Consider the following 26298-nt stretch of genomic DNA (forward strand, 5'->3'; position numbering starts at 1 on the left):
ATCGCTTATGCCTCAGTCAGGTTACGGCTTTGTTTGTTGCGTTTAGCGACTGATTTAAGGATCAGTAAGCCAACAACAGCGATCAGAACGGTGTTACCCGCTGCAATGATAGACAGTTGAGTGAAGACTTTAGTAAACGGTTCTGCATAAAGGATGGTATCTAGGAATGCAGAACATCCGTAACCGACCACATTACCAGCAAGGGCAAGTACCACAAACAGCGCGAAGTCTTTCATAGGCAACTCACCTTGCTGAAGGCGGTTCTTGGTCAACATCGGGAATAAACCGATGATCATACCCACAATACCTGAGCCCAATACCCAAGTTAACCATACACCCCAGCCTGCGAATAGGTCTGTTACCCAGTGGCCAATGAAGCCGACTAAGAAACCTACAATTGGGCCGAACAAAACAGAAAACAGTGCTAACACCGCCATTGCTGGTTTTAATGTCGTATTAGCGAACACTGGCACACCAAACATAGGTAAACCACCAATGCCGTAAAGTGCTGCACCAATGGCAATGACAACCACTGTTTTAGCTGAAAAGTTCATAGGTAACCTCAAATACTGAAAGATAAAAATAACAAAGAACGTATATTCGCCATTTTTAGTAGGTATCTCATCGAGATCGTTTTTTAGGCAAATATAAAAAATAAGGCGCGCATTATACAGTAGAACCCTTCCATAAGGGAAGGTAAGTGTCTAGATGTCTAAAATTCCATCCAGATAAGTTTATATGATGTAAAAAGCATTGGTTTATGGTTAATCAAGCAACAAAAAAGCCAGAGCAGGTCTGGCTTTTTCATTCACATTAACAGTGTGTTAAGTCAGTTCTTGACCAACCTATACCTGGCTTAGTGATCTAGGTATAGGTAGTTTTGCCAACTCTTCATGCGAATAAGTACTTTACGCATGATAGATACATGAGTGAAGCTATCTGAATAAACTGCAACTTCTACTGCTGTACCCATAGGTAAGTGGAAATCAGACAGGTCATCAGTAATGGTCAATTTCACAAACACACGGCCACTAGTACGCAATGCCTCAGTACCCAGTAGCGCACCTCTCGCTTGGAATTGGCTCTCACCGATGGCTGGAATCACTTCTTCGATGCGTCCTTTGAATACTTTGCCTGGTAATGCTCTAAACAGGAACTCTGCTTCATAGCCTGGTTGTAAGCGCTGCAAAGAGTTTTGTCTAAAGGCTGCGGTGTAGAACTGGTCTTCTGTGTGAACAAAAGTCATCACCGGAGCAAGTGGCAGTGGCACTGCCATAACACCTGGGCGCAGTGCTAATTGAGTCACGTAGCCATCGGTAGGCGCTCGAACCACGGTCTGCTCTAAGTCAAACTGAGCTTTACGCAATTCAGCTAATAGGCTTAATACTGCTGTATTCTCGCCACCGATCTCAGAATCCAAAGCAATTTTTGCTCTTTCTAAAGTCGCATCTGCCACTTTTACGGCAGCTTCTGATGCTTTATACGCTTGTCTGCGAGTATCCAGTTGTTGCTCAGTAAAGGCACCACTGTCGTAACCGCGTTTGTAACGAGAGAACTCACGTTGAGCTTTGTCTCTCTCAGCAATAGCTTTGATTCTTGCAGCTTCAGCTTCAGCAACGTCAGATTCCATTCCTAGCGCACCTTGGCTTGCTTCCTTTACTTTCGCTTCTAATCTTGCGACTTCAGCCTCGAACGGAATAGGATCGATTTTAAAGAGGATATCGCCCTTTTTCAGAGGCTTATTTGCCTCTACTGGCACTTCAATTACTTTACCTCTAACCCCTGAAACGATAGGCGTTGTTGAGTAAACTTGGTTACCAATCTGAGTGAAAGGGTGGTTGTAGTTCATCAGTAAGATCAAAGTACCGATGATGATCACACCGCCAAGAACAGCAGTAGGGACAGTCCATTTATTTAGCGGAATGTTGAACACCTTAAAAATGGTGATACACAGTGCCGCGTAGGTCATTATCAGCAGTAAATCCATTACTTAACCTCCTGATCTTGAGCTTTATTTTGATCGTTATCTTGCTTACTTTGCTCTGGCTTTGCTTTCTTGAGTTGTGAGATTTCTTCCTGAAGAGTGTTCACTTGGTCGATTAAGATATCAACACGGTGGTGAATGTCGTGCTGTTCTTCTTCGAGTTTGGCAAAGCCCCACCCACGATCTTTGCGCCATAATGTCGCCCAGATCCAAAGAAACGGCCAGATAGTATGTAGAGTGAAAAGGCTAACCCAGCCAGAGACATGAATAGCATCTTGATGAGGATGATTGCGTTCTTTCGCAATTTCATAGGGAATATCGTGAATGACGATGATGCCGTAGAAGATGACTAATGCTACGAAAATCAGTAGACCGAGCGCAAAGTAGTCTAAAAACATAACAGATCCTTGTGATGTTAGATATTAGTTATAAATATACTACGCTATCATCCAAGTAATTGTTATCAAAATGATTTACCGAGTTATAAATAATGTGTTTTTGCTTCTAATGTGAGCGATGTCATTATTGGAACTTATAAAATCACTCTCTAATTTATTGAGTTATTTCTGTTATCTTGTTTGTCATACTGACTCAATAGTGATCGTTGAAATATGCGGGATGCACATAACCACAAGGATGGATACAAATGTATATAGGTGAAATAGCGGCGATCGGTGCCGCTATCGTGTGGGCGTGTGCGACTTGGATTTATGGGCAATTTGGGCATCGTTTCTCAGCAATGCAGCTCAATATCATCAAGGGTTTGGTTGCTTCAGTCATGATGCTGCTTGTGATGCCGCTCATCCAAATGCCAGAGTTTGAACTGAGTGCTAATCACTTTTGGATATTGGCGATTTCAGGAATTATTGGAATCGCAATTGGTGACAGTGCTTACTTCGCTGCTTTGAAAAGAATTGGTGCCAATAAGACACTGCTGCTTGAATCGTTAGCTCCGCCTCTTTCTGGTGTGCTGGCTTTGATGTTCTTAGGTGCTGCGTTGACACTTCAAAGTTGGCTCGGTGTCGTCATCACCACTTTAGCGGTGACCTTCGTAGTATTTCAGCCATCTAATTCGGTGAGTGATGATTCAACTAACCAAGCGCAATGGAGCGGCATTGGATACGGGCTAGTAGCAAGTGTGTGCCAAGCTTCAGGTGTGGTCATTTCTCACTATGCTTTGGTCGCTGGTGATATCCCACCATTGTTGGGGGCGTTGATTCGCCTGGCAATCGGCGTGTTTGCGGTGATGATTATTATTCCTTTTGTTGAGAATAAACCTTACTCATCAATCAAAAGGGATTTGTGGGAGATGACTAAACTCGACAAGCTATGGTTACTCAGCGCAATTTTTGTTGGGACGTTTCTCGCGCTTTGGTTGCAACAAATCGCTTTAAAAAATGCCAATCCCGCGATAGCTCAAACATTGATAGCGACCAGTCCGGTCTTTATTCTGGTGATCTATGCGTTGAAAGGGGAGAAGGTCTCAAAACAGAGTCTTATAGGCACGCTTGCCGCAGTAGGTGGAATATCTTTGTTCTTCTATCAATAACGTCTTTTCATGAATAGATAAAGCTTGAAGCAAGCTATTGTTTTGTTATTGGATAGTGCCGAGCTTAAGTGGCTCGGCACTACTTTAACTATTTCATTACTCGGTGCAGACTTGGTTTCGACCGTTTGCTTTTGCACGATATAAGGCTTTGTCTGCTCGATAGAAGGTACGCTGTGTATTCTCTCCCTCACGATGCATCGTGATACCAATACTGACTGTTAAGCCACGCTCACCGAGTATTTCATGCCAACCAAATTGGAAAATGCGCTCACGGTAATTCTCCGAGTGCATTTCTGCTTTTGCCATGTCGGTATTCTCAAGAATGACTAGGAACTCTTCTCCACCGAATCTGACACAGGAAGCGCCTCGGAACTTGAAGTATGACCTTAACTCTTGAGAGACACTCACAATTGCTTTATCACCCACTAGGTGGCTCAGTTCATCATTGATCGACTTAAAGTGATCAATATCGACAACCATGAGTGCGAAAGAGGTGTCGTGTAACAACATATCTTTTAGCTTCACGTCTAACCATCGGCGGTTGTGCAAACCGGTTAATGGATCGGTGAACACATCCTGTTGGAGCTGTGCCACAGCGTTTTTGTGCTGTTCGGTTGTCTCTTTTAGCTCTCTGTTTTCTTGTTCAGAGAGGATGAGTTTTAGTTGCAGTTCGAATCTCGACAGGCGACGAAGTTGGCTGGCTCCCAGCTCACTGATTGGGATCTGTTTCATTAGATCCGTCTCAATTCGGTAGCCTTTTTTCTCGTAGCTTAGTGCTTCCTGAAAACGTCCTTGGTTCATGCATACATCACTAAGTGAGTCATAGAAACGTTTAGCAAGTACAGGGGATGAGTAAACCTTCATGCGCTTGTCTGTACTCGACAAGATCATGCTGGCGTATTCTTGTTTGCCGATGGCACTTAAACAATGAGCGAGCTCGAGACGTGTCATGGTTGCTAACCAACTTGCTTGCGTGTTGTTAGCAGAGTATTGAATCTTAGACAGGCAACGGAGCGCCTCGTGATATTTCTTCTTTGCACGCAACACTTTTGCTTGGTAAAGCAAGATCTGAGCGGTAAGCAGCTTGTTACTGACCAGAATACTGAGTTCTTCACACTCATTGAGTAAGTCGCTAGCGGCAGTAATGCGGTTGAGTAGCAGTAAGCTTGCGACCATATGAAGTTTGAACTTGAGACGAAGCGAGCGACTACTTATCGCATGGTCTATGCTATTGATTTTTTGGTAATAACGAAGGGCTCTACTGTGGTCGCCATAAGCGTCACACAGGTTACCCATGCCTAGAATTGCCATTACGTATTCATCGATATAGCCATGTTCAACCGCGATGGATGATGAGCTAACGAACTCATTAAGCGCCGAAGTGTAATCCCCAACTTCTACCAAGCGATCACTTAGGCTGGTTTTGACGGTCAGAATATCTTCTATATCTGTTGGCAAATTTAATAGATTGAGTGCCAGTCTAAGTTCTTCGATACTGGTTTGGGTTTGCTGCAGTTCAGCGCGATATTCCGAACTAATGATATAGCAGTGCGCTTGCTCGGTTTTGGTTGTCGAAACATGCTGGCGAATATGGTTCCAGAATATGATCGCTTCTTCACCTGAAACGGAAGAAGGGTCTAGACCTGCATCGGTGATTTTACTTAGTAGCGTTTCCATCAAACTCTTACCTCGGCATCGTCTTCTTCTAGTTGTTCAAGAGTGAATGGGAACGTCAAAATGTCATTGAGGCTGACGGTTGGTTTTGAACCTTTTAATCCTTTTCGATGCCATGGATAAATATCAAGCATGGTACTTAGAGTTTGGAAGGTTTGCTCTGCGGCTTCGCCTTTTTCAGAGAGCATGAGAGCAACACGCTCAGAACTGAGCCTTGAAATGAAGTCATCTTGATTACATAAGGTGTGAGCGATTTCGGTGCAGACATCTAAATAGTCAGGATCGACGTGTTGGAACATGATAATGCTGTGGTTTGAACGCTTAAGCTCTGTTTTGAACAGAACCAGCTGTTCCCACCAAAAGGTTTCAGACACGACATAAGAGAAATGCTTTTCAGGGTCATACTCGTGTTGGCCACGAATACGGTTGATGAGCTTTCTCGCTCTCTGTTCGAGTTGGCGTTTGGAGCTGCGCGCTTTATCTAGACCAACTCGAGTAGTCTGTTCTCGAAGCATACCGATAGAATATTGACGGTACTTTTTAAAGGCGATCAAAGCGGCTTTAAAATCCTGGTTTTCTTCTGCGACCAAAGATTGCTGATAACAGATTTGGCTGAGTAGCTCACCATTATCAAATTCGTTTGCTGACTCTTCCGCAAGCCTAAGCAGTTCCGCAGCTTGCTCTGGTCTTTTTCGTAGCAACTCTAGACGAGCACGACTGATATACGAGTGCGCTTTCATCCAAACTAGGTTGTGTTCAACTGCCAAGTTGTGCGCTTTGGCTGTTGCACGTTCAGCGTCGTCTAAGCGCTCAAGGCCAAGTAGAGCTAAGCCTCTGAAGTCCCATACTTCTGCGTGCCAAGTGTTGTCTTTATGTTCTTTTAACGCTTCCTCTGCACCATCTAATACTGACAGCATTTCAACATAGTTGTTGAGTAGGTAGTAATCCCATGCGAGAAGGATTCTTGCTTTACCTTCTAACCAACCAATACGGCTGTTGTTGGCTACTTTAACGGCAAGCTGGTGTGTAGAGCGAGCCAGCTTATATTCGTGAGTCATTCGCCAGATGTTGCCAAGGCCAATGAGGCATTCGATTTGAATCTCGACCTCATCGACCAGCGCTGATTGTTCTAACGCATTGATCCAGAACTGTTGTGCAGAGTAGTACTTAGCTTGTCCCCAGAACTGGAGCGCGTGTAAATGGAGGATTTCGGGCAGAAAAAGATCGGTATCTAAGCGGCTTTGTCGCTTATAGGCTTCCTTAATGTACTTTAACCCTTTTTGGTAATCCATTAGGTTCCAGCAACATCTCGCCATCAACATTAGCGACTGAATCGCGCCTTCTTCAAACAGAACTTGTTCGGATCTGACGAGGCATTGTTGTGCAATCTCTAGGATCACCAATGGTTCAGAGTCGACGCGAGTTTTGAGTTGTTCTAGTTCTGTTTCAAGAAGGTACTGATTTTTGTCCAAGGCTTAGATCCATAATTATCGAACATATTGATAACACAATCATTATAAGAGTGTGATTTAGGATAAGCACCAATTATCTTTCTCAGAGCACTAAAGGAACATGAATCTTTTCCAATTATGGGGGATGCCTCATGTTGTTACTTTAAAATCAATGAGTTCCCGAATAATTATCTAGAGCGCTTGTTTTTATGAAAGTAGTTGCTTTAACGTCAATGGGTGCTCTGCTACGCCTAAGCGCTGCGCTGCAGTGAGTCCTTGCTTATCTTGATAGCACAGATTGTGCCAAGCCCTGAATATGTCGAGTAATGGAAGAATGCCGCCTGGACGAAGCTTACGTCTTGGCTCATTGATAAAGCTATCAAAAAGCACCTGAAAACGCTCTTGATAAAACTTGGTTTGTTGAATTGATGCGGTATTAAACCACTGTTTTGGCTCCGGATTACTGCCTGTTAGGTAGCAGATACCTTTCTGCTTATCACCTTGATTGGCAATAGCCCAGCGATCGCGCCACCAACTCATGTGAACGATATCGATCTTTTCAAAACTTTGATCGTCTTGCCAGCCTGCGTCTTCTTCTACATACATAAGGTCAATATTTTGACTCTGGATACGCGGCAAACATACGCTCAGGGCGGCAGATCTTAGTAATGGATCTTGTGGCATATAGATCGCAACGTGTTTGTTCTCATCACACATATCAAGCACATGCAGGAAGTGAGCATAAGACGTATAAGGCGGTCGAATGAGCGCCCCTTTCGAAGGGTAGCTAAACGTTGTGAGGTTACCCATTGGGTCTTCAACATTGCCTCTTGCCAAAATGACTTGGTATTGCTGTTCAATACGCTCTTTGAGTTTGTCTGATCGCTGAGGCAGTTCAAGATTCGCTTCTGAAGAGTGCTCTTTAGATACAAAGCGCGCCACATCATCATAAGGGTTGTGATCGACATTCCCTGATGGCTCTTCATTTTGTGAGTAATTCACGTGTTGGCAAAGGATATAGCCAGAATGCGCCTCACCCGTCGCTATCCAAACCACTCCGTTGCTACTTTGTGGTTGTAAGCGCTGATAATGGGAAGCGAACTGATAGTCTTTGGCATGATTTACCCATCGTGCATCGATCATCGCTAATTTGCGACGGCATCGGCTCGCGATATGGTCAACATGGTCATAGAAAGTCTTTGGGTTGATCTCTAGTTTTCGGCAGATTTCACGTACGGAATAGCCCATGAACAGTAAGCCCATGAGGTTCTCTTGAAACTGGAGTTTTTTATTGGAACCAGACCACTTGTCAACAAACGTTGATTGGCAGTCTTTGCATCGATAACGCTGCCTGTCGCCGCTGTAGCCGAAGGCATGATAAAGATGTTTATGGGTATGAACCGATAAGCCGAAGTTATCGCAATCGTCATTACGACAAGCAGGGAGCCCATCGCTATGAAGTTGTCTTAGGCGATGAAGTTCGCTTAACACTTCACGATTGTTAAGTAAGGGGGGGAAAGCTCCACATTCACGACAAACCATCGCTGGACGCTTAGGGTTCGCGTGTTGCAAAACATAACGTTTTGCATCGCTCAAGCCAAAGTTGTCACACGCCAATGTTTTACAAAAGTTGAGTTGCAAACCATCCGCATCTTTTGGCAGCTTGTCGTTAGACACGATCTCCCCCTCGGGATTATTTGAGCAGCCAAGTGAACTTGGCTGCGGGGTAACGCCTTTCAATGTATCTTTTATCAAATCGTTAGATGTTGATTGCAGTCTCTAGAGCAACTTTCATCATGTCGTTGAAAGATTTTTGACGCTCTTCAGAGCTTAGTTTCTCGCCACGGATGATGTGGTCAGATACTGTTAGGATAGTCAGTGCTTTAGCACCAAGGTCTGCAGCAACGCCGTAGATACCAGCCGCTTCCATATCAACACCTAGGATGCCTAGCTTTTCCATTTTTTCGAAAAGGTCAGCTTCTGGAGTGTAGAAAAGGTCTGCAGAGAATACGTTACCAACTTTAACTGGAACTTCTTGTGCACGTGCTTGGTTTACTGCTTCTTCTAGAAGACCGAAATCAGCGATTGCCGCGAAGTCGTGGTTGTTGAAACGAATACGGTTTACTTTTGAGTCTGTTGAAGCACCCATACCGATAACAACGTCCATCAATTTAACGTCGTCACGTACTGCGCCACAGCTACCTACGCGAATTACGTTCTTTACACCGTACTCAGCAATTAGCTCGTGCACGTAAATGCAGCATGATGGGATACCCATACCGTGGCCCATTACAGAAACTTTCTTACCTTTGTAAGTGCCTGTGTAACCGAACATGTTGCGAACGTCACAAACTTGCTTCACGTCATCAAGGAATGTTTCAGCAATGTATTTTGCGCGAAGCGGGTCACCCGGCATCAGTACTGTTTCTGCGAAATCACCAGCTTGAGCGTTAATATGAGGTGTAGCCATGGTCGTTCTCCAAAGTTTAAACGGTAATTATAGGAACAGGATTTAATCAATTACCGATTCTGTTGAATTGAATTCGTTTTGTTGAGGCAATATTAGCGAGTTAAAACGAGGCTCCATGAGACCCTAGTCACAAAATGGCTCTGCTATTATCGTTTTATTAATATTGATAACTAAATATGTTGAAATCTTAAAGGCAATCGATTTTGTGTGGAATAATTGAAGGTGATTTAAAGAAAAAACTCAAATTAAAGATCGATTGCATATGGGGTTTGAAGTAACAATTCGTTGTAGAGACGTTTAATCAACGATAATCTAAACTTTGATAAGGACAGTAAACCAAGGAATTGTATGTTGTATTGCGCTAACTCGACGCTTTTGTACTCCATGACAACAAAAATACGCAAGACCGTTTCGTTTGCATTGAGAGCAACTACGTTTGCAGTGAAAGGTACTTTGATTGCTGCTGGGATGGTGTCGTCGTGGGTGTCTGCGGCGACCTTTGAACTGCCTCCTGAAGAGAGTCGCATTGTAGGTCGAATACAACAGCACGAAGTCGCAGCAGGTGAAACGCTAGCGAACATTGCAAAGCAATACGATATTGGTTTTCTCTCGTTAATGGCGGCAAATAAAGGCGTTGATCCTTTCCTTCCTGCTGAAGGCTATGTACTGAGTATCCCTAGTCGTTTGATTCTGCCGGACACCCCAAGAAAAGGAATTGTGATTAACCTTGCCGAGTTAAGGCTGTATTACTTTGAGCCCGAGAAGAACCAGGTGCACGTATTCCCTGTCGGCATTGGTCGAGTAGGACGTGATACGCCAGAAATGATCACCAAGATAAGTCAAAAAAGACCCAACCCGACCTGGACACCACCGAAGTCAATCCGTGAAGAGTATCTAGAGAAAGGGATCGAATTACCTAGGGTGGTTCCAGCTGGGCCAGAAAACCCATTGGGAGAATATGCATTGCGACTTGCTTATGGTGCGGGGGATTATCTTATACACGGTACTAACAAAGACTTTGGTATCGGTCTGCGTGTTAGCTCAGGTTGTATCCGAATGGAGCCTAAAGATATAGAGTGGCTTTTTGAACAGGTAAACCGTGGTGAGCAAGTGACCATTATTAATGAGCCGATCAAGGTTTCATTAGAGCCAGATAGAAGTGTGTTTGTTGAAGCGCATGAGCCATTGACTCGAAGTGATGGTTCTAAAAAATCACTACAAATCCCGGTAGAGTTGAAATGGTGGCTTGAAGATGCCGATCTACCAAACTCAAAAGCCAAAGCGGTTATCTTTGCTCAAAATGGTGTGCCTGTTGAAATCGCACCTCCTGTGATTGAATTTTAACTCGTAGGCTTTTGTTGAGAGTCGGTTTACTTTCTTCTTTTAACCTATTTAGTTTTCCCCAAATAAAAGCACCACATCCGTTAAGAGGTGGTGCTTTCTATATACTGCTTTTTGCGACTTATTTAATCTACAGCTTAATCGCGCTTAGATATCAAACTATTTAGTGTAAGACTCAGCGATGTTGTCGATACGGTCGTTAGCACGATCCGCTTCTTCTTTTGCTGCCATAGCGGCTGCAGAAGCTTCTTGAGCTTTCATTTCTGCTGCTGCTTTGTCACTCTTAAGAGCTTCAACTTCGCTTGTTAGTTGAGCGACTTGGTTAGTTAGTTGATCCATTTCTGATACTGCAGCTTCTTCTGGCTCTGAAGAACAACCAGCTAGAATGAAAACTGAGGCTGCAGCTGCGATTAACGTCTTATTCATAAGAACTCCTTGCTTATTTACCATCAAAAAATGCGCTATACATTCTTTATCATATAGTCGCTTCATTAATGATTGTAGCGACTAATTTTTTAACTGCAAAAACAATAACTAAAGAAATTGCTAAATTTTTGAGGGAATTAGCTAAGCATCACGTTCTGTCTCACTTATGAGATGGCCGCTTTTGAAGGACTTTTTCGTCGATTGAATGGGGCTAACCCTTTGCTAGCAACGCATACAATGTTCTAGACAACTTTGTTAGTAGGGATAAATTTTCTGTGATCTCTATCCTTATAAAGCATTTTCGCGGTATCATGTCGCGTTAAAATAATTTTATTCAATACCATCATGACTGGAGAGTCCTTTGCACTTTAAAGATTTAGGCTTAGATAACCGCTTACTGAAGAACTTAAAACATTACGACTTTAAGAAAGCGACAGAGATCCAATCGAAAGCGATCCCTGTTGCTATTGCCGGTAAGGATCTATTGGCTTCATCAAAAACGGGTTCAGGCAAGACATTGGCGTTTGTTCTGCCAATGATTCACAAGGCATTAAAAACCAAAGCGTTTTCTGCTCGTGATCCTCGTGGTGTAATTTTGGCTCCTACTCGTGAGCTGGCTAAGCAAGTTTACGGTGAATTACGTAGCATGCTGGGTGGTTTGTCTTACGAAGCGGCGCTTATCTTGGGTGGCGAGAACTTTAACGACCAAGTGAAAGCACTGCGTAAGTATCCTCGTTTTATCGTTGCGACTCCAGGTCGTCTTGCTGACCACCTAGAGCACCGCTCGTTGTTCCTAGATGGTGTTGAAACGCTTATCCTTGATGAAGCAGACCGTATGCTTGATCTAGGCTTTGCTCCTGAACTTCGTCGCATTGCAAACGCTGCGAAGCACCGTCGTCGTCAAACTTTGATGTTCTCTGCAACACTTGATCACGCTGAAGTGAACGACATCGCGAATGAGATGTTAGACGCTCCTAAGCGTATTTCTGTTGGTGTTTCGAATGAGCAGCACCTTGATATCACGCAGAAGTTCTACCTTTGTGACCACTTGGATCATAAAGAGGCGATTTTAGACCGCGTTCTGGAAGAGGCTGAGTACCGTCAGGTTATGATCTTCACGGCAACTCGTGCTGACACTGATCGTCTAACCGACAAGCTTAACGAGAAGAAGCTAAAAGCGGTTGCACTGAGTGGTAATCTAAACCAAACGCAACGTAATGCCATCATGAGCCAGTTTGAGCGTGCGGTTTACAAGATCTTGGTAACAACAGACGTTGCTTCACGTGGAATTGATATTCCAAACGTAAGCCACGTTATCAACTTTGATATGCCTAAGCACACTGAAGAGTACGTTCACCGTGTTGGTCGTACCGGTCGTGCTGGTAATAAAGGTGATGCAATTTCTTTGGTGGGTCCAAAAGACTGGGACAGCTTCAAGCGTGTTGAGCTTTACCTGCAGCAAGACCTTAACTTCTCTGTTCTTGAAGGGCTAAAAGGCAAGTTCAAAGGCATCAAGCCTCGTAAGCCAGCCTTCAAGAAGGGCGGTCCAGCTAAGAAAGCGGGCAAACCTCAAGCGAAGAAGACAGCGAAGAAGCCAGTTAAACGCGATAAGAGTTTCCATCAAAATGTGGCTGTGGGTGATAGCGTATTTATCCCTAAGAAGAAAGTCGCGCCAAAAGTGGACGACGAGTAATCACTAGTCAGCTTAAAGGCTCTATTGATAAAACTTAGATAAATAAAAACCGCCTAAATAGGCGGTTTTTTTGTATCTGTAGTCTATGTAAGCCACTGATACCTAGTATTTCATTTGGCATCTGAACATACAGATCAGTTGCTAAATCACTAGAAATTAAAGGAAGAGAACGAATATGCCAAGATATGGTCGGCAATATACTTGTGAGTAGCGGTAGTAGGATGTGTTACGCCCCAAAATACATAGCTATCTGAACCATAGGTAGCACAGTCATTGGTCAAGCTATGGCTTCGCAAATAATCAGCTGCAGAGCTTCTATTGATATCAAGGCAAGCATCACTCGCATTTCTAAAGCCATGCTGCTGTGGGTTGTCGGTAATGCTTGCAAACAGTGCACTTGCATCGAACAGCACCACATTTTTCCCCATGTTTTGGTAATACTCGGCCTGTACTTTAATGAATTGATTAAACTCAATGATCTTGCCACGAACCTTGATGATCTCTTGTTCTGTCGAGTACTTGAATTGAGGCGCCTTTGTCGCATCAGGCAATGTGAATAACAAGATATTGTTGGCTCCAGATTCAGTCAATCGAATGAGAGCACTGCTGAAATCGGCTTTGACATCAGCGACTTCTCGGTCGTAATTCATAAAGTCATTGAGCCCAAATTCCAGCGTAAACAGCGAGTTTTCTGGGTGATAGTTTTTGGCGACTTTCATATAGGTTAAGTAGGACGTGACTTGGTCATATACCCCGGTTAATGCGACATACTGATTGGTACCTGCTGCGCCACCTACAGCCCAATTATATAAAGGGACGTCTTTGGCTTTTGCTAGGTATTCTGTCCAGACTAAGCCATTAGAAAAATGCCCTAGAAACCACGAGTCCGCATTTGGGAAAACCCATTGAGATCCGTTAAATAGATTTCCAGTATCAGAAAGGCTATCACCAAAAGTAACAATGCGATTTATCGTATTTCCTTGAATAGCGTTGTCATTGGTCCAAATTGAGTGGTTATAAGAGAAGCGATTATCTGCGGCAAAGTAGGTAATGTCTGCGGCATCATGCTGGATATCGAGTGTTTGTTCACAACGCTGTTTGATTTCAGATTGCGGAGTATCACTGTAAAACATATTTTTGAACGAGACGGACGACCACCAATATCCGTTGATCGTGTAATAGTCCCCGTTTTCTTTTTTCGCCCATTTCCAATCGGTAGCGGCTGAGTCATGAGAGGCATCTGTGCGATACCAACATCGGACGTAAGAGTAGGTTTCTGAATCTTGTGTGCTGAGTACTTGAGCAGAGGAAATAGATTCCGGTGTTGGTGTTGAATTTTCAGCAGCATAAGCACCAAACGGCACTGTTAACGCGAGTAATAAAGCCGTATTTTTCATTACTGTATTCTCTTTTTATGTGTAGGTAAGCCGAATAAACGTTGTTTATTGTTGATAACTGAGTAAGTAAATGGCCGGTACGACCTATATCGATAATTGATAATTACCGTCAACACATTCAGCTTCTTGGTGTTTAATAACTGGCATAAATGTCAAACTTCCAACGATTTTTTGGTTATTGCTCTCAAACCTCGAGAGTAAGTGATTAACACGTAATCTCCATTAAATGTTAATTTAATCAATACCTTATTGTTATTTTTGTTGATTGATCTTCGCCTGCCTAATGTTAATCCCTATTGTTTATTTCCAGTTCAACATCACAAATCTCGAGTCACTCTTTTTAGTTTTATAAAATTATCACCTACGTTTCTCTTACTCATCAGAGGTCTAACTTGTTTAAGGAAAGAGCATTGAAGAAGATATTAATTTGGACAATCGCCTGCCTATCCAGTTTGGGTGCCTATGCAGGAACAAGCGCTTCGGCATTAGAGGTAAGTGGATACACGGAAACCAAATATCCCATTGTGTTGGTACATGGCTTATTTGGGTTCGATACGTTAGCGGGTGTGGATTACTTTTATGGGGTGCCTGAATCTTTAACCAAAGATGGCGCGAGCGTATACGTTGCACAAGTATCAGCGACGAATAGTTCAGAGGTTAGGGGAGAGCAATTATTGGCTCAGGTCGAGACACTTTTAGCGGCAACAGGAGCAAATAAGGTTAACCTTGTCGGGCACAGTCATGGTGGCCCCACAGCGCGGTATGTGGCCTCTGTCAGACCAGACCTTGTCGCATCGGTAACGAGTATTGGCGGCGTTCATAAAGGTTCAAAGGTAGCGGATTTAGTTCGTGGAACCGTACCTGAAGGGTCTGTCACTGAGGGAATTGCGGTTAAGTTGGCGGGTGGTTTGACGACACTCATCAATCTATTGTCTGGTGGCTCAGACCTCGAACAAGATGGCTTGGCATCACTAGAAGCGTTGACGACAGAAGGTTCTCTTGCTTTCAATCAATTTTATCCTGAAGGGGTTCCAACCTCTGCATGTGGTGATGGTGAGTGGCAAGCCAGTAACGGCGTTTATTACTACTCATGGACAGGGTCTTCCACTTTTACCAATCTTTTGGACCCGACCGATGCGGCGATGACAGTGCTAGGTTTAGCGTTTAACGAACCAAATGATGGGCTTGTTGGAGCTTGTAGTGCTCACCTAGGTAAAGTGATTGGGGATGATTACAAAATGAATCATCTGGATGAGATCAACGGTTTGTTGGGCATCCATCATTTGTTTGAGACTGACCCGGTAACATTGTATCGCCAGCACGCGAACCGATTGAAGTTGGCAGGCTTGTAGCTTGTACTGATGATTCGTTAACACAATAAGGAAATATAATGAATAAGGCCGCCATTTTTTCGATAACCACGATAGCCCTGATGAGTGCAGCGGCGGTCTTTATTTTATATCCAGTGGAAGAGAGCTTAAACCCAAGCGGTGACGAACAACAAAGTATCTCCTCGTTGAAAGTGAGCTCTCAACAAGATACTGATATTGATAGTGCATCGGCCAAAGACACTATGGATTACTTCGTCTCTGGACAAACAGAGCTAACCCTTGAAGATATTCGTAACAACGTTGCTCAGCACCATGCTCAATCAAAAGGTGCAATTATCGATGAAGCCTTGTTTGCCAAATATCTTGATTACAAGTCGGCATTGACGTCATTGGACGTTCAGTTCGACCCCACCTCGCTCTCTGTCGATGATCTGCAACGCTTAAACCAAGCCTTACTTGATCTCCAGGCTCAGTTTTTTAGCCCGAGCGAGATAAGTATCTTATTTACTCACGATAACCAAATGAGGGAGGTTGCTTTAGAGAAGCTTCGATTGAAGCTAGAAGGGCTGAGTGAGCTGGAATACCAACAACGGTTAGATTCTTTAATCTCTGAGCAAGCAGACTACGTCCAAACGAGCCACAAGAATCAGGTGTTGCTTCAACAATTATCCAAGTCTGAAGGGCTTGAACAGCAAGAGAAATACTTGAAGCGAAATGAACTGGTGGGTGAAGATGCCGCGCAAAGGCTTGAAGAGCTCGACCAACAAAGAGCTGATTTTGAGGGGACTTTAGAGATTTACTTAGCGGAACGAAAAGATATTTTAGACGACGCAGGGCTATCACAAGTCGAACGACAAGAGACAATCGCGGAACTCAGAGTTGCCCACTTTCCTTCAAAGCAGATCCGAAGAGTAGAAGCGATAGAACGGATTTGGGACGCAGAGCTTGAGTAGTGAGGTTCGTTCAATGAAAGAGCCTATGAATAAAAAAACCAGTCACGAGTGACTGGTTTTTTGCTACGAGGCGGGTTGTTTCGACTATAAAGTCAAACCCTAAACCTTGAAGTAACCCAACTGTTGTTTCTGTTGCTCTGCAAGGTTCGATAGCTCATGGCTTGCAGCAGCAGCTTGAGTAATCCCGGTTACGTTCTGGCTTACTAAGCTGTAGATGTTGGAGATATTGCGGTTGATGTCTGACGTCACTTGGCTTTGCTCTTCGGCTGCAGAGGCTACCTGAGTGTTAATTTCCGTCATGTCTGTTACCGAGTTGGCAATACCAGAAAGAGCCTCGCTTACTTCAGCTGCAAGTGTTTGGTTGTGCTCTAGCATCGCCAGTGAGCTGCTCATGCTCTCGTTCGCATTGCCAGATTGAACCTGCAAACCTTCGATAATGGTTTGTATCTCTTTGGTTGAGTCTTGAGTACGTGCCGCTAGCATTCGAACCTCATCGGCAACCACAGCGAAACCACGACCACTTTCTCCCGCACGCGCCGCTTCAATAGCTGCATTCAGCGCAAGTAGGTTGGTCTGTTCAGAGATGCTTTGAATCACCTCAATCACTTTACCTATCTGTTCTGAGTGCTCTTTCAGTGTTCCCACAACATTCGCTGCTTCACTAAGCTGAATAGCCATTTGCTCATTGGCTTTGTTGCTTTCGTTAAACAAACTCATGCTGTGCGTTGCCATTTCGTCGGCTTGCTTAGATGCCGAATCTGCTTGAACTGCATTTTCGTTAACGTGAGAAGCTGTGCTCTCCAATTGATTCACTGCAGAAGCAACTTGCTCAACTTCTTGCTTCTCTTGATCTGAGTTCACGCTTGATTGCGTCATTACTGCAGCCAGCTCTGTGGATGCAGAAGCGACTTCAATACTGATTCGAGAAAGTGAACTTACGGTGTCACGCAGTTGGTCTACCGATTGGTTTACGTCTTTTGCTAAGCGAGAGATTTCGTTGTCGCCGTACTCTTCTGCTTTTACTAGCAAGTTACCATTTGCGACTTCGCGCATAGTTGCTTGAATATTGCTGATCGGCTTAACAATGATGCTTGCGAGTACCCAACTGATGACTAATGCGATTGAAAGGATAACTAATAGAGCTACCGTTGCCGTATTAAGTGTATTGGTGTGTTGCTGACCATTGATGTCTACTTCTTGCGTTGCAAGTAAGTTGAGCTTTTTAGATAGGGTATTGATGGCTTGTACCATCTCGTTACCTGCATGACGGTATTGGTCAATAGCCACTTGGTAACGTGCATCGAAGTCAGAAGACAGAGCTGAATTACCATGTTTTGCCTTTAGCAAAGGAAGCATTGTTGTACGAGAAAAGTCGACATAGTGATTCATCGCCTTACTCATTGCTGCCACTTCGTCTTGCATCCCCGGCACAGTATTTAAGGAGTTTAATAGACGAGTGTTTAGGTCGCGCTTTTCATTAAGAGTTTGAACTAACGTTTTCACATCATCTGCATTGAACAAGCTGTAGATCGCTTTGATGCGCATACCGTAGCTGTTGTCGACGATTTCGCTGAGTTCTTCTTTATGTAGGATCAGTTGGTCTGTTGCGTTAGATACCTCTTTAAAGGCATTTTCTAGTTTGTCACCACCGATAATAACCCCCGTCAAAAGCAATACGACGGAAAAGAGTACAGGTATTAGTATTTGTATTTTTATAGATAAGCCACTGAGAAGTTGGCGCATGTAATGTCCCTCTTTGAATAAATAAATGAGCAGAAGCAATTGTTATTATTGTTATTAGCAGGTGATTCTAACTTCTGAGAATGACAATTCAATCAGTAATAGATTCGATTTAGATATATGCGATAGGTATTTGATAAATATTGATTATTTATCGTTCAATTAAGCCTTTTAACCTTTGTAAAGGTAAGGCTAATAAGGGGAGAGTTGGCCATGTTCTACGTAAAAATCAGCATTGATGGTTATTTGAGCGGGTTGTTTTAATTTGGTTGGAATAAATACTTAGTGCTTATAGAACAAGGCAATGTATTACCTCGAAGGCATCTAATAAGGAGAAAACAAGAAAATAAATTGCAGTTGTCATATAGGCTTCAATTTAGTGAAACACAACTGTCACATTCGGATTCTAAAGTGGGCACCGTTCAAGCAAACACAACATTAAGGCAATAACGCCACTAAAGGAAATTTGTGATGAAAAAGACAGTTATCGGTGCAATCGCACTTCTAGGCGCTCTAACAGTGAATACAGCTTCAGCTAAAGAAACTATCTCTGTAGTTGGCTCTAACAGTGCTTCTCCACTGGTTGAAGTTTTTGCAGAAACCTACATGAATAAAGGCGAACCAGTGTTCATCGAAATTCAAGCTCCAGGTTCTTCTGCAGGCATCAAAGCAGCAAAAAATGGAAGTGCTGACCTAGGTATCTCTTCTCGTGACCTTAAAGAAGAAGAGAAATCTGCTGACCTGAAAGAGCTAGTTATCGCTCGTGACGGTATCGCAGTTGTTGTAAACCCAAATAACGAAGTATCTGCTCTTACTGCTGAGCAAATCACTTCAATCTACAAAGGCGACATCACTAACTGGAAAGATGTTGGTGGTGCAGACAAGCCAATCGTAGCAATCACTCGTGATACTGCATCTGGTACACGTGGTGCATTCGAAGACATCATGAAGCTTAAGAAGAAGATCGGCGATAAGAAAGTATCGGCTATCTCTCAACGTGCACAAGTTGCTAACGGTAACGGCGCACTTAAAGTTTCTGTAGCAAGCAACCCATACGCAATCGGCTTTATCTCTCTAGGTACAGTTGACGAATCTGTTCAAGCTCTAACTATCGACGGCGCTGAAGCGACTGTAGATAACGTTAAGAACGGTTCTTACAAAGTTGCTCGCCCTTTCCTAGTACTTTACAAGTCTGGCGCTCCAACAGCTGAAACTCAACAGTTCCTAGACTGGATGGTTGCAGACGAAGCTCAAGCTATCGCTGGTAAGAAAGGCTACATCACAGTTAACTAATCTTAACTGACTCACTTTAAATTATTGCTCAGCCTGACTTTAGGCTGAGCCTTTTCTTTCAACTTTGGTTATTTCGAGCTCTTTTTGAGCCACAAAGTTTGAGATTTTATATATGACCATCGCAAATAGTGAAAAGCTTATGAATACTGAAGCGACTCAAATCAATAAGCCGAGTCTGCGCACCAAGAAGCGCGTTGACTGGAGAGAAAGAATCTTCCACGGCTTGTTCTTATCGAGTGCTGTAATCGGCATCGTATCACTAGCCGTTATCGCTTACTTTATCGTTGCAGAGAGTATCCCTGCATTCCAAGAAGCCGGTGTTTCTGGCATCGTTTTGGGTGTTGACTGGTTACCTCCAGCTCTATTCGGTGTTGCAACTATGATTGTTGCATCGATTGTGTCGACACTAGGCGCTGTAGTTGTTGGTGTTCCAGTAGGTGTACTAACCGCTATTTTTATTGCTGAGATTGCTCCTAAGCGTCTTGCAGATATTATTCGACCAGCAGTTGAACTTCTAGCGGGTATCCCGTCGGTAGTTTACGGCTTCTTTGGTCTAGTAATCATCGTTCCAATGATTCAGAACATCTTCTCTGTACCAGCGGGTAACACTATTCTGGCAGGTATCATCGTTCTAGGTATCATGATTCTTCCTACCGTTATTACGGTTTCTGAAACTTCGATTCGTGCGGTACCTCGTACGTACAAAGAAGGTTCACTTGCACTGGGTGCTTCTAAAATCTATACGATTTTTAAGCTGCTCGTTCCTGCTGCTCGTTCAGGCATTATGACTGGTGTGATTCTAGGTATCGGTCGTGCACTTGGTGAAACCATGGCAATCATCATGGTGATGGGTAACGCTCCAGCAATGCCAGAAGGTATTTTGGACTCGGCTCGTACACTAACAGCAAACATTGCGATTGAGATGTCTTACGCAAGTGGCGTTCACGCAAATGCACTCTACGCAACCGGTGTTGTACTTCTAGTGTTCATCATGATGTTAAATGGTGCTCTACTTTATCTTAACCGTGAAAAATCGAAGTAAGCGGGGATGAGTAATATGGATCTCGTAAAACTAAAACAAGCCCGTCAAACTAAAGATAACATCCTAAAGGGTTTTATCTGGGCGGCAGCAGCAGTCACTGTTGGTTTCTTATTCTGGATTATTTGGTACATCCTATCGAACGGTCTGCAATACGTAGATTGGAACTTCATCACTGACGATTACACTCGTACTGGTGAAGAGCGTGGTATTTTCCCAATGATCATCGCCACGATCTACATGGTAATTGCATCGATTGCCGTTGCAGCACCACTGGGTATCATGACGGCAATCTACCTAACTGAATATGCGAAAGTTGGTAGCCGACTGGTTAAAGCGATTCGGTTCTGTACTGAGTCTCTAGCGGGTATTCCGTCGATTATCTTCGGTCTATTCGGTATGACTTTCTTTGTATCGATTCTTGGTCTTGGCTTCTCGATTCTATCGGGTGCACTAACGCTAAGTATTCTGATTCTTCCTGTAATCATTCGTACTACAGAAGAAGCATTGATGGCAGTACCACAAACTTACCGTGAAGGCTCATATGGCCTTGGCGCTTCAAAAATCTACACTATCTGGCGTTTGATCTTACCAAGCGCAATGCCAGGTATCTTAACTTCGGTCATTCTTAGTATTGGTCGTGTAATTGGTGAATCAGCGCCTGTGTTCTTAACAGCAGGTATGGTGGCACGTGTTCCTGAATCTGTATTTGATTCTGGACGTACACTAACGGTTCACTTATATAAGCTGACAACAGAGCTATTTACTATCGATGAGTGGAACCAAGCCTACGGCACGGCGACAGTCCTAATCGTATTGGTTCTCTTGATCAACATGGTTACAAAACTGATTGCGAGACGCTTCAACACGGCAACTTACTAAGCTCACTAGCCACTGGCTCAATAATAAAGAGAGCCCCCGTGATAAAGAAAGCATCAAGTTAGACACGAATTTAAGAATTTAGAGATTACGAACATGAACAAATTTGATATTGAGAACCTAGATCTGTTTTACGGCGACAACCAAGCGCTTAAATCTATCAACCTGCCAATTCCAACTCGCCAGGTTACTGCTCTGATTGGCCCGTCTGGCTGTGGTAAATCAACACTATTGCGTTGTTTGAACCGCATGAATGACCTAATTGAAGGCGTTACGATTAAGGGTAAGCTGGATATGGATGGCACTGACATCTACGGTAATATCGATGTTGCTGACCTACGTATCCGCGTAGGTATGGTATTCCAAAAGCCAAACCCGTTCCCAATGAGCATCTACGAGAACGTGGCATACGGCCTACGTGCTCAAGGTATCAAAGACAAAAAACACATTGATGAAGTGGTTGAGCGCTCGCTACGCAGTGCTGCACTGTGGGATGAAGTAAAAGACCGTCTTAAAGCGCATGCATTTGGTCTGTCTGGTGGTCAACAACAGCGTCTATGTATCGCACGTACGATTGCAATGGAACCAGATGTAATCCTGATGGATGAACCAACATCGGCTCTAGATCCAATCGCGACACACAAGATTGAAGAATTGATGGAAGATCTGAAGAAAGACTTCACTATCGTTATCGTAACGCACTCAATGCAGCAAGCGCGTCGTATCTCAGACCGTACCGCTTTCTTCCTTATGGGAGAGCTTGTAGAGCATAACGAAACCAGTGTTATCTTCAGTGAACCAAAAGATGATCGTACTAAAGGTTACGTAAACGGTGACTTTGGTTAATCGATGATTTACGTGCGGTGTTTAAGCGATTAGATACCTTTGCACACTAACTGAAACGCAGGTTAGATAATCGAATCGATCAATAGAATTATCACTATAACTATAAGCGATGGAAGTTTTGCCCCACTTTAGGTGGGGCTTTTTTATGCCTCTAAAAAAGCCCCAATGTCGATGAAAATTTGGGCAGAGAATCCCATTTTTGTCGTCCTTCTCATGCTTGTGATAATGTAAAAGGTGAAACTGCGACCCGCTTAACATCTCATTTTTACTTACATTGATTGCATATCAAGCCTTCTGTATTTTTGCTTTATTCTTAATCGCCAATGGAAGGAAGCTGTGCCTGTTAAAGCCTTTGCAAAACAAATATCTGCGACACGCGACCACCGTCTGTTGGCTGAGTCTCTTTTTGACTATCTAGTTAAGGTACTTACTCCAAAAGGGATAGGAATATTTGCTGAACCGACGCCGGAGAGCGACGCATTACCGCTTTTTTCTTATGGCGACCTAACCTCATTGGCGAGCTACCCCTCTACATTTTGGCCGTGGGTCTCACAGTTTGATACCGCAGACGGTGTGTTACCGATGGCAATCAACACCTGTAATTGGGAACACATGAAAGTGCTTGGTGGGGAGTCGTTTATCATGATGCTCGACAACGCGCCTGCCTCCAGAACTTATTTAATTGTTCAAAATTGCAATGCTGAGAAGGTTAATCAAACCTTTGACCAAGATCTTGATGTGTTACAGCTCGCGGCTGCCCGTTGGCAATGTATTCGTGCCGAAAAGAATGCGGCGCTTGAAATCAAAAATAGAGACACTCGTGAAGCTCAATATTTAGATGAGATAAAGCTACGTGAACTGTTTGTTGAGAACATGAAGTTGGTTCATCAGGTCGCGCTTGAGCTTTCTAATCCCGAATCACTAGACGCTTTGTATAAAGCATCGGTTGAGGCTGTGCGAGATAGGTTAGGGTTTGATCGTGCGATCTTCATGTTGCTTGATATGAAAAAGCGTTGCTTCAGTGGCACTTATGGCACTGACGAAGCGGGTAAAACCAACAGTGAACACCATACTCAATACGATTTGCATCAACTTGAAGCGGAATACATTGAAGCGCTGTCTGATAACCATACTAATCTAGTCATCATCGATAATGCGCCTCTGTATACAGAAGGTAAGGTGGTCGGGCAGGGCTGGAATGGCATGCTCATCTTGCGTGAAGGGGACAAGCCTGTTGGTTGGATTGCCATGGATAATTACATTCATCGTTCACCGATTACTAACTATCAAAAGCAGATGCTTGAGTCTTTTGGCTCTCTGCTTTCTCAGATCTATATTCGCAAGCGCCAAGAGCAGAACATACGTATGTTGCACTCGAGTATGGTTGAGCTGTCTCGATGCGATAGCGTCAGTGAAGTCTGTAAGTCTGCCGTTAGTTTTGCGATTCAACATCTAGGTATCGATCGACTGGCTGTTTTCCTAACAGACAAAAAGTGCAGTTACATGCAGGGTACTTGGGGTACCGACATCAAAGGCGATATTGTCGATGAGTCCTATTATCGCTCTGAGCTGGTGGAACGTGACATTGTAGCCGCAGCGCGTGCTTGCCCGAATCAAGTCGCCTTCGAAGAATCGGTCCCTATTTACCATGATTTCAATATTGTCGGCGTTGGTTGGACGGCCATGACTATGCTCACCACAAACACGGGTGAGCCTATTGCGTTTATCGCTGCCGATAACTTGCTAACTCGTAGCCCGCTTACCTCACAGCTTCGTGAGGTCATACGTATCTTTGCTTCGAGCCTTGCTGAGGTGCTGCAAAGAACCATGGCTCAAGAAGAACTTAAAAAGCTCAATGAAACACTGGAGCAAGAAGTCAGTAAGCGCACCCAAGAGCTAGAGTTGGCTAATGAGCAATTAGATATCATTTCTAAACTCGACCCTCTGACGCGCCTTGGAAACCGCCGTATGTTGTCGCAGGTTTTAGAAGACTTGAACGGTGACGATCAAGGGGCGTTTGCCTTACAGAACGAAATCACATTTGGCTTGATTCTCGTCGACCTCGACCACTTTGGTTTGTACAACAGTGTCTATGGTCATACTGAAGGGGATGCGGCTCTGAGGACAGTAGGTGAGATACTGAATGCCCATGTTCACAATGATAAAGAAACCTTCTGTCGGATTGGCGGAGAGGAGTTTATGTTGTTGATGATTGGCACGAATCACTCAGAGACAAAGCAACGCGCAGAGTCGATTAGAAAATGCATTGAAGAGGCAAAAATCCTGCATTGTGAAAGTAGTACCAGCCCCTATTTAACCGCATCCGTTGGTTATGCCTCGATAACGTCTGACCAGCATCAGTTCGACTTTGATTTGTTGTACGGCAAGGCAGATAAAGCCTTGTATCAAGCCAAAGATTCGGGGCGAAATCGAATTGTTTCTGCATTAAAACGTAAAAAAGTCACAGTCTCTCTTTCTTAAAATAAAGACCGTTAATCTCCATATGATCAACGGCCTTTGTGCTTTACTGTTCTTGATGAGCAGTGTCGACTAAAGCTTTTCTAGCGAGCTATTCTGCTTTTTACTCGCGACTCTTTTGGGCTTCTTCACTGCTTTGATTGCCAGCTCAGGGCTCCAGGTTTGGGCTGGTGAACCGGCTTTACCATAAAGGCTTTGGTTTAGCTTGGCGAGTTCGGCTTCAACGGCTTGTAACGTCTCATCACTTAGATCTGTATTTTCAGATTTCCATTGCTCAAATAAGGTTCTGGTCATCACGCCATCTTTCGTTCTTAGCGCTTCAATAAGCGCTTCTTCGGTATCTGATTGACGTTCAACAGTGTGTGTTGGTTTTGTCGTTACACCGCGGCGTGACCAGAAGTAGAAGGCCATCGCAGAGCTAATCAACCATAAAGCAGCAAATAGGGCGGTGAGATAAGGCCAGAACCCTGGGTTATCGACGTTAATCACCTTTGGCGCTGTTTGTTGGAGCGGCGCGCTAGCAACAGGAGGTGTGCTTGATACAACACGATCACTTGCTGTTACTGTTAGCTTTAGGCCCTGAGCTTTGCTGGTTTGTTCTGATTGGGCATCAGTATTGAACCAAGTTTGGGAAACATCCGGAAGTGAGATGTTTCCTGCTTCTTTTGGGATTAGAACCTGTTTATACACCACCACCGCATCGCCGGACTGTGTTGTGCCAAATTGCGGTTTTTCCTCATAAACACGAACCGATTTAGGGTAGGTGATATTCAGTTTTGGGAGTTGGTGCTGCGTTAAGTTACTCGCCGTCATGGTAATAGTACGGGTTAACGAATCACCCGCTTCCATTTCGATGGCTTGCTTATCGCCTTCTAATCCTTTGTTACCGGTTAATTCGTTACCTTGGCTATCAGACCATTGCTGTATCAATTTGAAGTTTGATGTTGGTAACCACTCACCCTTGTAGCCTTTTGGCACATCCTTTACGGTGACATCTAAGGTTTCAACGGGTGTGTCGAGTTGGAACAAACGTGTTGTACTAGAGTTGTTGGTTGAGTAGACAACAGCTCCTGTTAGCTTCGGCCCGTTCAGCTTAAATTGACCTGCTTTTTGCGATGAGATACGGAATGACTGTTGAACTACCGTCACCTCCTTTCCATTGAGAACGTCTTGAAATTGCTTCGATTCCCCAATAGGTTCCACATCTAAGCCTGAAGAGCTCGGTGGCGCGATTATCGGATCTTGAAGCCTTCTTGGATCCGCTTTAATGATCAGCTTTACATCAAGCTCTGCGGTCTCTTGTGGGTATAGTGAGTTCTTACTTAGATTAAGTTGAAACTCAGCCATGTCATGTTGAGTTGGCGCCGCTTTATTAACGGCGACACTGATGGTGATAGGCTTGGTTTTAGCCCCTTCAATGTCAAAGCTAGGGATCTGTACCTGGCCTAAGCGTAGTGGAGCAAGGGTGATGTTCCACTCGCTTGACACCGAACGGCTACCATTAATGATGCGCATCGATGACCCAAAGCTTGGTGTGCCAACATAGAAGTCTTGCTGAAGCGCGGCGAGATCCAGAGCATCAGAAGAGACCTTCTCGTCGGTGGTAACTCTAAGTAGGAAGACTTCATCTTTGGTGACACTGTTCTGTGAAACACTTGCTACGGCATTAGCCGCCAGTGCTGAAAATGACGAGAAAGCGCCCAACAGCAGCGTTAGGGCTATGGATAAAAATGGCTTGTTTAGAAATCGCATGG

Annotated in this window: 21 protein-coding genes; 10 read left to right on the forward strand and 11 right to left on the reverse strand. The window is 44.0% G+C overall.

Features of this window, described 5'->3' with window-relative positions; genetic code table 11:
• Positions 1-5: 5 nt before the first annotated feature.
• The 3 genes from F0228_RS06485 to F0228_RS06495 form a co-directional block, all read right to left on the reverse strand.
• Entirely contained in the window at positions 6-554 is a 549-nt protein-coding gene (locus F0228_RS06485) for an ECF-type riboflavin transporter substrate-binding protein (protein WP_004737739.1), read from the reverse strand.
• 302 nt (positions 555-856) lie between these two features.
• Positions 857-1987 (reverse strand): HlyD family secretion protein, encoded by a 1131-nt coding sequence (locus F0228_RS06490; RefSeq protein ID WP_008215839.1) that lies wholly within the window; start codon positions 1985-1987, stop codon positions 857-859.
• Positions 1987-2382 (reverse strand): DUF3302 domain-containing protein, encoded by a 396-nt coding sequence (locus tag F0228_RS06495; RefSeq protein ID WP_061032136.1) that lies wholly within the window; start codon positions 2380-2382, stop codon positions 1987-1989. The genes F0228_RS06490 and F0228_RS06495 overlap by 1 nt, the downstream gene beginning before the upstream one ends.
• Positions 2383-2630: 248 nt before the next feature.
• Here F0228_RS06495 and F0228_RS06500 point away from each other — a divergent pair, with 248 nt between their 5' ends.
• Positions 2631-3533: a DMT family transporter gene (locus F0228_RS06500; protein WP_171762045.1), complete on the forward strand. Its 903-nt coding sequence runs from the start codon at positions 2631-2633 to the stop codon at positions 3531-3533.
• A gap of 96 nt (positions 3534-3629) precedes the next feature.
• Here the strand turns inward: F0228_RS06500 and F0228_RS06505 are convergent, their stop codons facing one another.
• From F0228_RS06505 to deoD, 4 genes are all read right to left on the reverse strand, one after another.
• Positions 3630-5210 carry a GGDEF domain-containing protein gene (locus tag F0228_RS06505; protein ID WP_061032138.1) on the reverse strand — a complete coding sequence of 527 codons (1581 nt, stop codon included), beginning with the start codon at positions 5208-5210 and terminating at the stop codon, positions 3630-3632.
• Positions 5210-6679: a hypothetical protein gene (locus F0228_RS06510; RefSeq protein ID WP_061032139.1), complete on the reverse strand. Its 1470-nt coding sequence runs from the start codon at positions 6677-6679 to the stop codon at positions 5210-5212. The genes F0228_RS06505 and F0228_RS06510 overlap by 1 nt, the downstream gene beginning before the upstream one ends.
• Positions 6680-6865: 186 nt before the next feature.
• Positions 6866-8335 carry a hypothetical protein gene (locus tag F0228_RS06515; RefSeq protein WP_061032393.1) on the reverse strand — a complete coding sequence of 490 codons (1470 nt, stop codon included), beginning with the start codon at positions 8333-8335 and terminating at the stop codon, positions 6866-6868.
• Between the two features lie 82 nt (positions 8336-8417).
• Positions 8418-9128 (reverse strand): purine-nucleoside phosphorylase, encoded by a 711-nt coding sequence (deoD, locus tag F0228_RS06520; protein ID WP_048661021.1) that lies wholly within the window; start codon positions 9126-9128, stop codon positions 8418-8420.
• A 348-nt stretch (positions 9129-9476) separates the two neighbouring features.
• Between deoD and F0228_RS06525 the strand changes: the two genes are divergently transcribed.
• A complete protein-coding gene (locus F0228_RS06525; RefSeq protein ID WP_116871267.1) occupies positions 9477-10472 on the forward strand; it encodes a L,D-transpeptidase family protein in 996 nt (331 codons plus the stop codon).
• A gap of 156 nt (positions 10473-10628) precedes the next feature.
• Here F0228_RS06525 and F0228_RS06530 read toward each other — a convergent pair whose 3' ends face one another.
• Complete coding sequence (locus F0228_RS06530) at positions 10629-10895, reverse strand: Lpp/OprI family alanine-zipper lipoprotein (protein ID WP_061032141.1); 267 nt, start codon at positions 10893-10895, stop codon at positions 10629-10631.
• Between the two features lie 361 nt (positions 10896-11256).
• Here F0228_RS06530 and F0228_RS06535 point away from each other — a divergent pair, with 361 nt between their 5' ends.
• Positions 11257-12588 carry a DEAD/DEAH box helicase gene (locus F0228_RS06535; RefSeq protein ID WP_061032142.1) on the forward strand — a complete coding sequence of 444 codons (1332 nt, stop codon included), beginning with the start codon at positions 11257-11259 and terminating at the stop codon, positions 12586-12588.
• 149 nt (positions 12589-12737) lie between these two features.
• On the opposite strand, the gene F0228_RS06540 is transcribed toward F0228_RS06535, so the two are convergent.
• A complete protein-coding gene (locus F0228_RS06540; RefSeq protein WP_171762046.1) occupies positions 12738-13985 on the reverse strand; it encodes an SGNH/GDSL hydrolase family protein in 1248 nt (415 codons plus the stop codon).
• 410 nt (positions 13986-14395) lie between these two features.
• Here F0228_RS06540 and F0228_RS06545 point away from each other — a divergent pair, with 410 nt between their 5' ends.
• Together F0228_RS06545 and F0228_RS06550 are read left to right on the forward strand one after the other, a co-directional pair.
• Positions 14396-15337: a triacylglycerol lipase gene (locus F0228_RS06545; protein WP_105058462.1), complete on the forward strand. Its 942-nt coding sequence runs from the start codon at positions 14396-14398 to the stop codon at positions 15335-15337.
• Between the two features lie 38 nt (positions 15338-15375).
• Positions 15376-16269: a lipase secretion chaperone gene (locus tag F0228_RS06550; protein ID WP_171762047.1), complete on the forward strand. Its 894-nt coding sequence runs from the start codon at positions 15376-15378 to the stop codon at positions 16267-16269.
• Between the two features lie 99 nt (positions 16270-16368).
• Here the strand turns inward: F0228_RS06550 and F0228_RS06555 are convergent, their stop codons facing one another.
• The gene (locus F0228_RS06555) at positions 16369-18012 is read right to left on the reverse strand and encodes a methyl-accepting chemotaxis protein (RefSeq protein WP_171762048.1); all 1644 of its coding nucleotides are present in this window, start codon (positions 18010-18012) and stop codon (positions 16369-16371) included.
• Positions 18013-18480: 468 nt separating this feature from the next.
• Here F0228_RS06555 and F0228_RS06560 point away from each other — a divergent pair, with 468 nt between their 5' ends.
• The 5 genes from F0228_RS06560 (at position 18481) to F0228_RS06580 (ending at position 24547) form a co-directional block, all read left to right on the forward strand.
• Positions 18481-19302 (forward strand): phosphate ABC transporter substrate-binding protein, encoded by an 822-nt coding sequence (locus F0228_RS06560; protein WP_102424660.1) that lies wholly within the window; start codon positions 18481-18483, stop codon positions 19300-19302.
• Between the two features lie 112 nt (positions 19303-19414).
• A complete protein-coding gene (gene pstC / locus F0228_RS06565) occupies positions 19415-20344 on the forward strand; it encodes a phosphate ABC transporter permease subunit PstC (RefSeq protein WP_008215818.1) in 930 nt (309 codons plus the stop codon).
• Positions 20345-20359: 15 nt separating this feature from the next.
• Complete coding sequence (gene pstA, locus F0228_RS06570; protein ID WP_032498030.1) at positions 20360-21223, forward strand: phosphate ABC transporter permease PstA; 864 nt, start codon at positions 20360-20362, stop codon at positions 21221-21223.
• A 93-nt stretch (positions 21224-21316) separates the two neighbouring features.
• Entirely contained in the window at positions 21317-22066 is a 750-nt protein-coding gene (gene pstB / locus F0228_RS06575; RefSeq protein WP_004737715.1) for a phosphate ABC transporter ATP-binding protein PstB, read from the forward strand.
• Positions 22067-22402: 336 nt separating this feature from the next.
• Entirely contained in the window at positions 22403-24547 is a 2145-nt protein-coding gene (locus F0228_RS06580) for a GGDEF domain-containing protein (protein ID WP_105058459.1), read from the forward strand.
• 69 nt (positions 24548-24616) lie between these two features.
• On the opposite strand, the gene F0228_RS06585 is transcribed toward F0228_RS06580, so the two are convergent.
• A complete protein-coding gene (locus tag F0228_RS06585; protein ID WP_171730506.1) occupies positions 24617-26296 on the reverse strand; it encodes a BatD family protein in 1680 nt (559 codons plus the stop codon).
• Between the last annotated feature and the right edge of the window lie 2 nt (positions 26297-26298).

This window comes from Vibrio sp. 99K-1 (genome assembly GCF_013114585.1).
Classification (GTDB): domain Bacteria; phylum Pseudomonadota; class Gammaproteobacteria; order Enterobacterales; family Vibrionaceae; genus Vibrio; species Vibrio chagasii_B.